A 12,415-nucleotide genomic window follows, 5' to 3' on the forward strand; every position below is an offset into this window, starting at 1 on the left:
GTCTCTTCATACCTTCAATCGTGGGTCATCCAGGGCTCGTGCCCTGAGTGTCAAAGCGTACAACCAGTCTCAGCGTTACTACACGCAAGTCTATCCTGCCCGTAACCGGCTGGCCAGCGAGCGCAGGGCCTGGTCTGGTTGTGAGCCGCCCCAGGCGTGGATAAACTGACCTGCTCTGCTGATGTTGCTAATTACGCTTTTTGCTGGGAATTCTCGAGCCTTTCGATCAAGTGAACGAAGTCGTCATCACCGCCGTGGGAATCGTCTCGCCAATCGGCGTGGGCAACGACGAGGTTTGGTCCTCGATCGAGAATCGTACCAGCGGCGTCCGTCATGTTCCTGAATTGGTCGAGGCGGAGTTGCCAGTCCCCATCTGCGGCACGGTGGTCGATTTTGAGGCAAAACGCTTCGTCAAGCCGCGGAAGAGCCTCAAAGTGATGTCGCGCGAAACGCAGCTTGGGTTTGCTGCCGCCGAGATCGCCTGGCATGAATCGGGGCTCGACGACGCCAGCATCGACCCAGAACGCTTTGGCGCGATCAACGGCGCTAATATGTTTGCCCCAGAAACCTTAGAGCTAGCCGCGGCAATCCATGCTTGCGACACCGGCGGCAAGTTCGACTTTTCTCGCTGGGGCCCCGAGGGCATGCCAGAGATTCAGCCGCTTTGGCTGCTGAAGTTCCTGCCCAATATGACCCCCTGCCACATCGGGATTTTCCACGATGCTCGCGGCCCGACAAATTCAATCGTCGCGGGCGAGGTCTCTGGGCTTTCGGCAATCATCGAGGCCACGAACGTCATCGAGCGTGGCCATGCAGACCTCATGATTGCTGGCGGGAACAGTTCACGCCTGAATTGGATGGACCTCATGTGGCACGGCTCGTTGGGGCTGACAGAACGGCTTGAAGATCCAGGCTCAATCGTTCGTCCCTTTGATGCCGATCGCGATGGTACGGTGAGCGGTGAAGGTGCGGCGATGTTCATCTTGGAGAGTCGCCAACATGCCGAAGCACGCGGCGCGAAGATTCTTGGCAAAGTCAGCGGCTACGGTCGTCGCAGCGAAGCGACCGCGTTCTCTCAAAAGCCAAGCGGCAAGGCGATACATCAGGCAATCGAAACAGCGATCGAGCGCTCAGGCCTCGCCAAAGTGGATATCGGTCACGTCAACGCGCATGGTTTAAGTACCCAATACGATGACCAGATCGAAGCGCAAGCGATTCGCGAAACTCTTGGAGATGTTCCAGTGACAGCGCCGAAGAGCTATTTCGGCCACCTCGGTGCAGGCAGCGGTGCGATTGAACTGGCGATTAGCCTTCTAGCGATGCAACGCGGCAAGATTCCGCCCACACTGAACTACGACACACCCGATGCGACCTGCCCAGTAAACGTCGTGAGTGAGATGCCGGCGAGTGAAAAGAATACAGTAATCGCACTCAACCATCGCTCAACGGGGCAGGCGGTGGCGTTGGTGATTGAGGCTTCGTAATTGAAACAGGCACGAAGAGCCAATGACGACGCTCACCGCCCCCGCATCGCCCGATCAATATCCCGCTGCATGTCCTTCTTCTTGAGCGACTCCCGCTTGTCGAACGTCTTCTTCCCGCGGCAGATTCCCAGCAAGACTTTCACGCGGCCACGTTTGAAGTAGAGCTTCAGGGGCACCAGAGTCAGATTCTTCTCGTAGGCACTACTGGCGAACTTGGCGATCTCGTGGCGGTGCATCAGTAATTTGCGTTGGCGGCGGGGCTGGTGGTTCTGAGTATTGCTGTATTTGTACTCGGCAATGTCGCACTGGATGAGGTAGACCTCGCCTTTGATGACTCGCGCGTAGGCCTCCTCAATGGAAACCTCCCCTGCGCGCAGGCTTTTCACTTCGCTGCCGACTAGCTTGATCCCGCACTCGAGCGTGTCGAGCACTTCGTAGTTGTGCCTAGCCTTGCGATTGTTGGCGATGGCCTTCTCATTCTTATTTTCTTCCTTGGCCGCCTTCTTTTTATTCTTCTTGCCCGTTGGACTGTCCTCGACTTGATGGTGCTTGGAATGAATACAATAACTTACCAGAGCGGAGCTCATTAACACAGCGTAGCGGTAAACACAGCCACAGCGCATGAAAAAACACAGCAGCCGCACGTTCAGTGAACGACGGCTGCTGTGTTGCTGCCCCAAATGGTCACCGACGATGCTAGTCGGTAACCGGTGGGTTGATCCCGGGTGTTGGCATGTGCTCAGCAATCAGTTTGCTGATAATCCCACTGCCATCCGGCTCAGGCACATTTGTTGAGGATGTCGGGGCAAAATGCTCTTTCAGATCGACATGCAACTGTGTGCACTCGATGTAACGTTGCCGGACAGCTTCGTTATCCGCAAGCATTGTCTCCAGCTTCTTGACATCCTGCTCAGCGATTTCATCATCGAGCAAGGCCCAAATCATTTGTTCAGCTTCGTCCAGGAGGGCGCTGCTGTTGGCTTCAAGGCCATCAGTTGGTGGCGATGGCTCTGAGGCCGGTTTCTTTTCACTCATCTTTCTCACTCCAAAGAAGGCGAAGTCGGTAGGTTGTACGACCTCGCACGTTAGGCGGGTGCCTAAAGGCGGGCTGGTCAGAACCTGGATCGGTTCCTCCCAGTGTTGGGGAAGGACGCCATATTTGACGCACTGCCAAAGTAGATCGAAACAACCAACTTTTGATGAAGCTCATGTGAGAGTTCTTTGAAGGAACTCCACAACAGTCTCATCGGCTAGCCTGCTGCCTCGCCTCTCGGCAAATCCTTTAGGACAGAAGCAGCAAGTTGTATGCCGATCTACGATAATGAGCGGTTTGACGCAACATGAGTTCGCTCCCGTGCCAGCACTTCACCAGCGCCGGAAAGCGGTGTCTTTGGTCAAACTGCCTAATAATAGATGTTTTCCTCGCCAGAACGTGAGCCTATGGATTCCGAGAAATCCGAAGTTTTTGCGAGGATTCGAAGCGGCTGCTTCACAGAGCGACAATCTGTGCCTGCAATTCCGGCAGGTCGACAATCGCCAACGAGTGCGGATTCGCCCGATAGAGAGCCCCGGGGTTTAGGGCGACGGTTGGCCCATGCTGGTCAATCGAGGCGACGTGGGAGTGTCCGTAGCAGACGAGGTCCCACTGCCCGCTTTCCAGCGTCTCACGAAAGCGGACCCGATCGTGGCTATGAAGAAGCGCGATCCGCTTGCCTTCGATTTCCAACTCTCCGAAGAGCTGATGGCAGGTCAGTCCGGCAGCAGCAATCGCCTGGGTGAGCTCTCCCTGATTGCTGTCGCAATTTCCAAAGACAAAGTCCGTGGGCCAAGGCTTGAACAGTTCGACAACTTCCGGCGAGCCGATGTCGCCGCAGTGCAACACACGATCAACTTCCAGAGACTCGAGCATGCGGATCGCCGGAATGACGAATTCCGTGTGACCGTGGGAGTCGCTGACGATGCCTAGTCGCATAGTGTTAGATCCAATTGCAGAGAAACCGAGCAATTAAGCGTGTGTTGGATCGCTCAGCTTGTCTAGGACAGCATTCGTCTTTTCCCGTAATTGATTCACGACGGTCTCGCGATCTACGCCTGAGGCAAATACCGTGCAGACAGGATTTCCCTGCTCAAGACTTGTTCCGAAGTTGGGAATGTCAGCAAGCTCTGGGGAATCGAGGGAGCCACGCTGTGCGAGGCAATCTGAAGTGAACTTCTTACTTGCCGTTGCGGGCTGACTGGCGAAAACGATGGCTTTGCCAAGTATTCTGCCGAAACTCTCGATGGCTGGCGGCTTTGGTAGCTTTCCCTCCAGACAGGCTGCTAAGTGATATTCAATCGCATTGAAGCGGTAAGTCTGTTCAATCAGTTCCACAGAGGCCGTCCAGCGTGGATTGACCTCAAGAACCCAAACCTGCGTGTCATCGATCATGAAGTCGATGCCGAAGAGTCCCTGTAGCTGAAATCGTGCGGTCAGCTTTTGACCGATTTGCTTGATCGCACGCCTCACTGCCTCTGGCAAGTTGATGCCTGCAATCGAGCCGCAATAGTCAAAGGGCGAGGCCCCTGTCCACGCCTCGCCCACAAGCTGTTCAGAGATTCCTAGCAAGACGGTCTGCTCGCCGTCGCCGACGAATACCGCAGACGCTGGCAGGCCCTCCACTCGGCGCTGATAGTACCGCTTGGGGCTCTTGGCAGTGCTGTCGAGCTCACTCTCGGTTAAAGAGCGCACTCCTGAACCGCCCGCACCACGGTAACTTTTCACCAGCCAGCTTCCATCGGTGGGTAGGCCTTTTGGAGTGGTCTGAGTTTCTGGAAAGTGGTCGCCCAGCCAGCGCGAAAGTTTCAACGGCGAACGGACTTCCCGCAGGATCTTGCCCGACATTCCCAAAAGATCGCACTGAGATGCCATTCTCTCTACAAGCGTGGGATAGTTCTCGAGCCCTCCGGTGTAGAGCCACCCCTGAAACCGCTCGCGGCTAAGCCACCCCAAGAACCCCTCGGGATAGCTTTCCACCTGATGAGCTTCCACGCCGCAAGCCCGTAAATCCGCATCTGCAAACAGATCACAAGTGACGACTTCGTAGCCCGCACGCATGGCTGAGAAAGCTGCGGCTCTCGCACTCGCCCCAAGGATGGCCAGGCGACGCATCACTTTTCACGACCGTGATCGTGGGCCGGCAACGTATCGCGGAATTCCTCAACCGGGTACTTCTCGACATTCTTCGCCATTTTCGCCCGGAGGGTATTGGAGAGGTCGATTTCCAGCTCGTTGGCAAGTGCTAATGCGTAGGCGATCACGTCCGCCAGTTCCTCGCCAACCTCAGCGAGCTTTTCCTTATCGGCGGGGACATCGCGGGAGTCGTTGACGCCAATCCACTGGAAGTGCTCCATCAGTTCAGCCGCCTCAATTGCCAGCGCCATCGAGAGATTCTTCGGCGCGTGAAATTGTCGCCAATCACGTTCTTCAATGAAGTTACCAACAAGTTGGCGTAGTTCCTGGACGGTGGTAGAGGAATCGCTCATCAGAGAGGCGAGGGGTTTGGGGCCAGATGATAGTGGTGAAGCATCATAGCGCTATAGCAGGCGTTCTCCTAGCCCCCGGCGCAAGCCGCGGGCATTACGCAGCTACGTCCTGGCAGGTAGATTAGTTCGTAGTTCCGCCTTTATGCGGCTAAACAAAATTGCGAAATGTTTGATTGTGAAACCGCATAAAGGCGGAACTACGAACCGCACGAACCTTGAATCAACTCGCGAAGAATAGATAGATGAGAATTGCCTACTTGGATTGCGCCAGCGGAGTCAGCGGCGATATGATGCTTGGTGCCCTGGTCGATGCCGGTGTGAAGCTCGCCACGGTGCAAACGGGGATCGACTCTCTCGGACTGCCCAGTTGTTCGCTCAAAACCGAAGAAGTAAAGAAGCAAGCCTTTCGCGCGTTGCAACTCACGGTCGAACACGAGCCCGAGCACGCCCATCGGCATTTGCACCATATCGAAGCGATGATCGAAGGGAGCGGGCTCTCGCCCCGGCAGCGCGAGTTAGCGCTTAAGATTTTCCACAAGCTCGCCCAAGCGGAAGCCAAGGTCCACGGTTCGACGATCGAGAAAGTGCATTTCCACGAAGTCGGTGCGGTCGATTCAATCGCGGACATTGTGGGCTCCGCGATCGCTTGGGATCTGCTGGGCGTCGATCGAATTGTCTGTGCCCCAGTTCCCACAGGGACGGGTTTCGTGGAGATTGCTCACGGCAGGTGCTCGATTCCAGCGCCGGCAACGGCTGAACTACTCCAACGAGTGCCTCTAGCAGCAAGCAACATTGAAGGTGAGCTGACCACGCCAACCGGGGCTGCGATCGTGGCAGCGATGGTCGACGAGTTCGGCCCCATACCGGCAATGAAGATCGAAACGATCGGATACGGCGCCGGTCAGAAGGATTTCTCCCATCCGAATTTGCTGCGGCTCCTGGTTGGCGAAGCCGCGGCTGAAGAACCAGCCGCTTCTCCAGATACCGATTCCGTTGTCCTCTTGGAGACCAATCTCGATGATCTGACGGGAGAGTCGCTCAGCTATTGTGTCGAGCAACTTTGGCAGGCTGGAGCGCTCGACGTGGCGCTTTCGCCGTTGCAGATGAAAAAGGGCCGTCCTGGGACACTGCTAGCAGTTCAGTGCCGCGGCGAGATTGCTGAGAAACTGGCGGAGATCATTTTCCGCGAAACGAGTACGCTAGGGCTGAGAAGAACGATCGTCGAACGACTTGTTCTGCCGCGACGGGCGGTGACGGTCGATACTAGGTATGGGCCACTTCGTGGAATGGTGGCTCAGTTGCCCGATGGAAGCGAAAAGTTCTCCCCCGAGCATGATGATGCGGCGGCGGCGGCTGAATCACACAAAGTGCCACTCGCCAAAGTTCAACAGGAAGCGCGAGAAGCGTACTAGAAATAAACCTCCTGAGCCGAGCAGCGTAAGCTCTCGGGTTGTACTTGGGAGAGCTCCGACCCGAGAGCTAACGCTTCACGGCTCAGAGAAGATGAAGACAACACCGTCGGTTTGAATCATGGATGTTCCCCTGCCAGTCGCCTTACTCGACAACCTCAGCCCCGAGCTTCGTGGTTCGTTGATGTTTCTCGCCGGGGTGGCGTTGATCACCATTATGTTGGTTCGCAAGACTTACCGGCGCATAGGCCGCGGTCGAGCAAAACTCACCGGGGGCCGTGGCCCCGCCATCGAATCACAACCCCGCCCCGCCGACGCCTGGGATGGCGCGTATCGAGACGCTAGCGCCCACATTCAGCGTGAGAAAGTTGAACTGCACGAAATGGCCCGCGACGCCAACGGTCAACTCACGTCAAAGATCGTCATGCTCGAACAACTGATCGAGACGAGCAGCGGGCAAATCGAGCGGATGGAGCAACTCTTGGCGGAGTTGCGCGAGGCCCAAGAGGAAAGCAAGCGATTCGCTTAGCAAAACCTACTGAAGAATCGTATCGGTTCGCCCTAACTTCTCAAGCGCATCTCGAATTCCCTGAAGGCCCTTTACGGGTGCGCGGCACATGAAATCCTCGCAGACATAAAGCGTCGGATCTTGCCCCTCCTCAGGTTCTTTTCCAGCCAGCAAACTCTCAAGTGGCCGGGGTGCTTCAGCACCCACGGCACCAGCCAGAACAACGTGAGGCAAGAACCGCTCTCGAATTTCTCCGAGCGATTCGCTCGTTCTTTGGTCCTCAGGCAAACCTGAGAGAACCAACTCAAACGTAGGCCCCATGTGCAGATCCAAGGCGATCAGCATTTGCCCCGCAGCACTGGGATACTTTTCCATGATCCCTGCTGCGGCGCGGAGCGTCGATTCCGCGGCGTCGCTGAATTTGCTATCCCCGGTGAGCTTTGCCAGCCGCACCAGCAGCGTGGCTGCTAGCGAGTTGCCACACGGCGTGGCGTTGTCCATGAAGTCTTTGTTGCGAGTAATCAGCTGCTCGTGATCATCCGCTGTGTAGAAGTAACCACCGGCATCGGGATCGGAGAAGTGCTCTTCCATCATGCCGGTTAGTTCAACCGCCGACTCCAGGTACTTTCCCTCGAACGTGGTCTCGTAAAGCGTGACCAAAGAATTGGCTAGCGCAGAATAATCGTCGAGGTAAGCATCAAGCTTCGCCTTGCCATGCCGCCAAGTGTGAAGCAGGCGACCATCTTCGCGCCGGAGATTTTCTAATAGGAAGTCTGCACACTTTCTCGCGGCATCGACGTACCGCGGTTCATCAAGAGCCACCCCCGCACGGGCCATCGCGTCAATCATTAGGCCATTCCAGGCGACGATCACTTTGTCATCCTTGCCAGGGTGGACACGTTTTTCGCGAGCGGCAAACAGCTTGGCACGACTGGTATCGAGTTCTTTTCTCAGTTCCGTTTCATCGCGTCCCAACACGTTGGCTGCTTGGGTGATGGTCTTGGGTAGGTTGAGAATACTCGTCTTTTCAGCGTCTGCTGGCTTGGGATGATGCGGATCTTCAAAGTTGCCCTGCTCAGTAACGTCATAGACGCGGGCGAAAGTTTCGGCCGCTTCAGCTCCAAGGACTTCCTCAAGCTGCGAAAGCGTCCAAATGTAAAACTTTCCTTCCTCTCCCTCGCTATCAGCATCTTCGGTGCTGTAAAAGGCACCCGCCTCATCGGTCATGTCGCGGAGGATGTAGTCAAGCGTTTCTTGAATAACTAGCTTGTAATTAACATCGCCAGTGACCAAAAACGCATCAAGATAGATCAATGTCAGCAGGGCGTTGTCGTAGAGCATCTTCTCAAAGTGCGGCACGAGCCAACGTGCGTCGACTGAGTAGCGCGCGAAACCACCCCCCAAATGATCATAGATACCACCAGCGGCCATACGGTCGAGCGTCGTCTGGACCGCGGCGAGCGAAGCATTGTCTCCGGTGCGGAACCAATGACGCAGCAGCAATTGCAGATCCATCGTGTGAGGGAACTTCGGTGCCTGGCCAAAGCCGCCCCAGGTTGGGTCGTGAGAATGCTGTAGGCTCTTCGCGGCTTCGTGAATCAAATCTCGGGACAATTCGCCCGAAGCGGTATCTTGCGATTGCAACTGCTCCGTGATCTTGTCGGCTCCCTCAACGACTTGCTCTTGCCGGTTGGTCCAAGCGTCGTTGACGGCACGGAGGACCTCGTCGAAGCCAGCGTGCTGGCCTCTTCGTTTGGGAGGGAAATAGGTGCCCGCGAAAAACGGCTTGAGATCGGGAGTGAGAAATACGGTCATCGGCCAGCCGCCGCGACCAGTCATCATCTGCACGGCATTCATGTAGATCTGGTCGATGTCCGGCCGTTCTTCGCGATCAACCTTTACGGCGATGAAATGCTCGTTGACGTACTTGGCAATCTCCTCGTCCTCAAACGATTCGTGCTCCATTACGTGGCACCAGTGGCACGCTGAGTACCCGATCGAGAGAAAGATCGGCTTGTTTTCCTCTTTCGATTTGGCCAACGCCTCCTCACCCCACGGATACCAATCCACAGGGTTGTTCTTGTGTTGGAGAAGATAGGGAGAGGATTCGTCGGCGAGGTGGTTGGGCATAACTAGCTTGAGGCAAAGGGGGCTCCCTGCTTTCGCAGGGCATCGGACAGTTTGACCGACCATCCTAGCAGAAGGAGCCTTACTTCGCCTGAGCTACTTGCTTCGCCCTTCCAGCGAGCGCCCGTGGAAAACCAGGTTGCGCCTGAGCGGTTGCTCCCACAGGGGTTCCGTCATGGGTCAGCAGTCCTTGGCTCCCAATAAACAGCGTGTGGAAATCTGCGACGACGATGTTGTAGGCGTCCATAGCGTAGGTTTCTTCGGAAGACTGAAAAGTCACTGCCTTTGTGAGCCCGTGCAATTCGGAATCGCTCGTGAGGTCGCTCATGCGTCGCCAGCCTTGTCCGGCTCGGAAGAAAACCTGCCCTTCACCGCTCACGATTTCTTGTGGAATGGCGTCGTCGGCTTTCTGGTTGGTTCGTAACTGCACGCGTTGCATCTCCATTTCGGGATAGGCGTTCATAGCGAGGATCGGCTTGTAGGCAAGCTCCCCGGTGCGCACGTCTTGAGAAAGCACAAAGTCGCCAATCCGTAGTTTCTCTACTGGTCGTTGTCCTTGAAGGGTCCAGACCGCGACGCCACGCGCTAAGGCCCGCGGCTGTTGTTCCAGGATGGCCTGCTCAAGCCGATGCTGTCCGCCACCGAGAGCCATTTCTGGGTGCGCTTCGACATGATCGCGCCACCAATTCCACCAGGAGCGTGGATAAGCCTTCAGCGTTTGGCCGGTGACTTCATGAAGCAGCCCGGTGAGATGCTCGTTGTGCTCATGGATGCGAGCATTCACGTGGTCAACTTGTCTCGCCACTTGGTCGGCCTGAACATTCGCGCGCTGTTTGGCGTTTTGCCGTTGCTGATTGAAGCCGGGAAGCTCACCACCAACAAGATATCGACTGCCAATGTATTCATACTGTGCAGGTACCACTTCTGGGGGCACGTCGACATCGACGTAGGTGGTTTCGTAGATACGACTCTGCGCACTACTGCAGTAAAGGACATTGAGTGGCAGTTGGACGTTTCCTCGGAGCTTTCTCTGTGCAACACGTTTCGTATAGCCTGGTCGGGTGTAGCTGTCGGCTGTTTTCCGTCCATAGTTGACTGTTGCATGGCTATACTTCTGCGCTGCGATACGCTGGGATGTGCGATAGTTTTTCTCGAGCGTCTTGCCACCGGGTGCTTCCTGCTCCAGACGGTAGTTGCTCACAAGGTAGTTCCCTTGCTCGGTCAGGCTCATTGAGCCAGTCACTGGCAACTGCATGTGTGAGAGAATCTCTGGCACATACTGCTCCAGCGGTCGATCTTTCAAAGCCGTGGTCGCCGCGTAGCGGATCGAGTCCCAGGGGGAGTGAAGCGCTATCTGCACCAACTCATAGCTTGCCCGGGGGTCGTCAACTTTGGCCATCACGTCGACTAATGCCTCCTGGCGACGTCGAGTTTGCTGTTCGTTGTCTCCTGGTTCGGCCAACTCCTTTACCATCACAGCAGCGGCGGCCGGGTCATTCAGATTTCGAAGCTCACGCGCCGCTTCGCGACGTTGTTTGAGATCGGGGCCGTCAAGCTCGCGACGCAGCCGTTTGATTTTAGGTCGGAACGTTTCCGCTCGCTCTCGCTCAATCTCTTCTTGAATCTGAAAGCGAGCCTGCTCATCTCGGTCCATCAGAATTCCGCGGTGCCAGACAAGATCTAACGCTTCAAGTGCGTGTTTATGCTTTGCGTCGAAGCGCAGCACGTGTAACCAATGGACTTTGGCATGTTCCGCGAGTTCTGAGCGTTCGCACCAGCGGGCGATACGCTGATGACTACGACCATCGTCTACCATCGCCCCGCGTAGTTCGCGGTACTCCCTAAGTCGTTCGTCACTTGCGGCAGTAGCCTCTGCCTTAGTGGGTTTAACCCATTTCCCTTGAAAGTTGAGTTCGCCGGTATACCACTTCAAGAGTTCGTCCTTGCCCTCTTCTTTCGCATAGTCGAGCGCCGCTTCGCGAAGATGGCTTTCACGGGAAGCAGCCAACACTTGCGGGGGATTGGCCGCTTTCCCCTGAAGTGCAGCAAGATTGTATACAACAAGAACTAGCGACAGATCGCGGAGACCTATTTTCCACGCAGATGTCTGATGCATTGCGAGACTCCCTGTTCCGAAAAAGTGAGGCTCTTGTCCTAAAAAAGACGACTTTCATCGCTCCGTACTGTTATATGCGAATAGTGGAAAGTAGTGCAAACTTTAGTGAGAAGGAACGTGGCCTGGAGGGTTTGACGGACTGTGGGAAGCTGTTTGCTTAAAATGTGGACAGGGTGACTCGACGACCAGGTTTTTTACGACTCTTGGTTCCCATGACTTCAACCCGTACCTATACTAAAATGATTGATTCGCCCTTAGAAAGCCGCAGCCTATGAGCAACAAGCCGTTAGCTAGGACACTCCGTGAGCAGATTGCGGACCGGATTCGTTCGGATGTGCTTTCGGGGCGGCTCGAAAAGGGCTCCAACTTGCGCGAACAATCGTTGGCCAAGCAGTACGGCGTGAGCCGTGCCCCCATTCGCGACGCACTTTTGCAACTCACGCAAGAGGGGCTTCTGGAAGCGAAGCCGAACTGCGGCGTGCGCGTTGGTTCAGCAGCCGCTGAAGAATTGCAGCCGCTGATCGTGGGCCTACGGCGCGAGACAGAGATTTTCGCTCTCGAGTTGGTCTTCGACCGGCTTACCGACGAAGACTGCGACAAGCTGGATGCAACGGTCGAAGGCCTACGAAAAGCGTGCGAAACTCAAGACCTCTCGCAAGTCGTGCATTACGACATGGCCCTGCATCGCTACATTCTTGAGACTGCCGGCAGTAGCGATTTGATTGCAATCTGGCTGCCCATCGTCAGCCGCATGATGCTCCACTACAGTCGCCACGTTGACATGATGGAGTCGTATCGCGAGCACGAAGAGATCGTCAAAGCGATCCGTGCTAAAGATCGCGAAGCTGCCATTGCTGCATTGACGGCAAATATCCAATAAGTGCGGCTCGAGTTATTGGTCTCGAAGCGGGGCTGCTCGCTTCAACTTTCATGCAAATCCGCCTGTAAGAGCCACGTGGCTGTTCGTTAGTCCGAATAGCCCTATAGGACTTTCATGGAGATCCGCGAATCCGGCGTCGACCTGGACCGCTACTAACTTGGCTGAATCCACCCGAGAGGAACGCCTTGGCACCCGCTTGATCTCTTGAGAGCCTCAACCCACCTGCCGGGTAGGCGTCGCTGGCCCCTATCTTCTAGCCGCGGTAGGAACGCCAAAAAGCCGCCTTGCACTCATATTCTCAATGTCTGTGGGCTTGTGGAGATGGGTTCAATCGACGCTTTCCCACGCTTTTCGAGAGGGTTGGAGTAT

General features: G+C 55.8%; 11 protein-coding genes. 4 read left to right on the forward strand and 7 right to left on the reverse strand.

The features are described from left to right. Positions 1–230 precede the first annotated feature (230 nt). A complete protein-coding gene (locus RIB44_18345) occupies positions 231–1,484 on the forward strand; it encodes a beta-ketoacyl-[acyl-carrier-protein] synthase family protein (GenBank protein ID MEQ8618537.1) in 1,254 nt (417 codons plus the stop codon). Positions 1,485–1,516: 32 nt separating this feature from the next. Here the strand turns inward: RIB44_18345 and smpB are convergent, their stop codons facing one another. The 5 genes from smpB to RIB44_18370 form a co-directional block, all read right to left on the reverse strand. Continuing rightward, the gene (gene smpB, locus RIB44_18350) at positions 1,517–2,071 is read right to left on the reverse strand and encodes an SsrA-binding protein SmpB (GenBank protein ID MEQ8618538.1); all 555 of its coding nucleotides are present in this window, start codon (positions 2,069–2,071) and stop codon (positions 1,517–1,519) included. A gap of 109 nt (positions 2,072–2,180) precedes the next feature. Continuing rightward, positions 2,181–2,519, reverse strand: coding sequence for a hypothetical protein (locus RIB44_18355; protein MEQ8618539.1), 339 nt, complete (start codon positions 2,517–2,519; stop codon positions 2,181–2,183). 454 nt (positions 2,520–2,973) lie between these two features. Then, entirely contained in the window at positions 2,974–3,456 is a 483-nt protein-coding gene (locus tag RIB44_18360) for a YfcE family phosphodiesterase (protein ID MEQ8618540.1), read from the reverse strand. 33 nt (positions 3,457–3,489) lie between these two features. Further along, positions 3,490–4,632: an ATP-grasp domain-containing protein gene (locus tag RIB44_18365; GenBank protein MEQ8618541.1), complete on the reverse strand. Its 1,143-nt coding sequence runs from the start codon at positions 4,630–4,632 to the stop codon at positions 3,490–3,492. Beyond that, positions 4,632–5,006: a nucleotide pyrophosphohydrolase gene (locus RIB44_18370; protein ID MEQ8618542.1), complete on the reverse strand. Its 375-nt coding sequence runs from the start codon at positions 5,004–5,006 to the stop codon at positions 4,632–4,634. Before RIB44_18370 ends, RIB44_18365 begins: the two co-directional genes overlap by 1 nt. Positions 5,007–5,248: 242 nt before the next feature. Here RIB44_18370 and larC point away from each other — a divergent pair, with 242 nt between their 5' ends. Beyond that, the gene (gene larC, locus RIB44_18375) at positions 5,249–6,418 is read left to right on the forward strand and encodes a nickel pincer cofactor biosynthesis protein LarC (protein MEQ8618543.1); all 1,170 of its coding nucleotides are present in this window, start codon (positions 5,249–5,251) and stop codon (positions 6,416–6,418) included. 118 nt (positions 6,419–6,536) lie between these two features. Next, positions 6,537–6,944 (forward strand): hypothetical protein, encoded by a 408-nt coding sequence (locus RIB44_18380; protein ID MEQ8618544.1) that lies wholly within the window; start codon positions 6,537–6,539, stop codon positions 6,942–6,944. Positions 6,945–6,950: 6 nt separating this feature from the next. On the opposite strand, the gene RIB44_18385 is transcribed toward RIB44_18380, so the two are convergent. Both RIB44_18385 and RIB44_18390 read right to left on the reverse strand, forming a co-directional pair. Continuing rightward, complete coding sequence (locus RIB44_18385; GenBank protein MEQ8618545.1) at positions 6,951–9,053, reverse strand: thioredoxin domain-containing protein; 2,103 nt, start codon at positions 9,051–9,053, stop codon at positions 6,951–6,953. 79 nt (positions 9,054–9,132) lie between these two features. Continuing rightward, the gene (locus RIB44_18390) at positions 9,133–11,166 is read right to left on the reverse strand and encodes a polymorphic toxin-type HINT domain-containing protein (GenBank protein MEQ8618546.1); all 2,034 of its coding nucleotides are present in this window, start codon (positions 11,164–11,166) and stop codon (positions 9,133–9,135) included. Positions 11,167–11,437: 271 nt separating this feature from the next. Between RIB44_18390 and RIB44_18395 the strand changes: the two genes are divergently transcribed. Further along, entirely contained in the window at positions 11,438–12,046 is a 609-nt protein-coding gene (locus RIB44_18395; protein ID MEQ8618547.1) for a GntR family transcriptional regulator, read from the forward strand. Positions 12,047–12,415: the final 369 nt, after the last annotated feature.

It is taken from the genome of Lacipirellulaceae bacterium, from assembly GCA_040218535.1.
In the GTDB taxonomy this organism is placed as follows: Bacteria; Planctomycetota; Planctomycetia; order Pirellulales; family Lacipirellulaceae; genus Adhaeretor.

Bases quoted from the DNA above. Each gene is read 5' to 3' on its own strand.
- smpB (MEQ8618538.1), bottom strand. From the start codon at position 2,071: ATGAGCTCCGCTCTGGTAAGTTATTGTATTCATTCCAAGCACCATCAA.
- RIB44_18360 (MEQ8618540.1), bottom strand. From the start codon at position 3,456: ATGCGACTAGGCATCGTCAGCGACTCCCACGGTCACACGGAATTCGTC.
- RIB44_18395 (MEQ8618547.1), top strand. From the start codon at position 11,438: ATGAGCAACAAGCCGTTAGCTAGGACACTCCGTGAGCAGATTGCGGAC.
- RIB44_18380 (MEQ8618544.1), top strand. From the start codon at position 6,537: ATGGATGTTCCCCTGCCAGTCGCCTTACTCGACAACCTCAGCCCCGAG.
- larC (MEQ8618543.1), top strand. From the start codon at position 5,249: ATGAGAATTGCCTACTTGGATTGCGCCAGCGGAGTCAGCGGCGATATG.
- RIB44_18355 (MEQ8618539.1), bottom strand. From the start codon at position 2,519: ATGAGTGAAAAGAAACCGGCCTCAGAGCCATCGCCACCAACTGATGGC.
- RIB44_18385 (MEQ8618545.1), bottom strand. From the start codon at position 9,053: ATGCCCAACCACCTCGCCGACGAATCCTCTCCCTATCTTCTCCAACAC.
- RIB44_18365 (MEQ8618541.1), bottom strand. From the start codon at position 4,632: ATGCGTCGCCTGGCCATCCTTGGGGCGAGTGCGAGAGCCGCAGCTTTC.
- RIB44_18390 (MEQ8618546.1), bottom strand. From the start codon at position 11,166: ATGCATCAGACATCTGCGTGGAAAATAGGTCTCCGCGATCTGTCGCTA.
- RIB44_18370 (MEQ8618542.1), bottom strand. From the start codon at position 5,006: ATGAGCGATTCCTCTACCACCGTCCAGGAACTACGCCAACTTGTTGGT.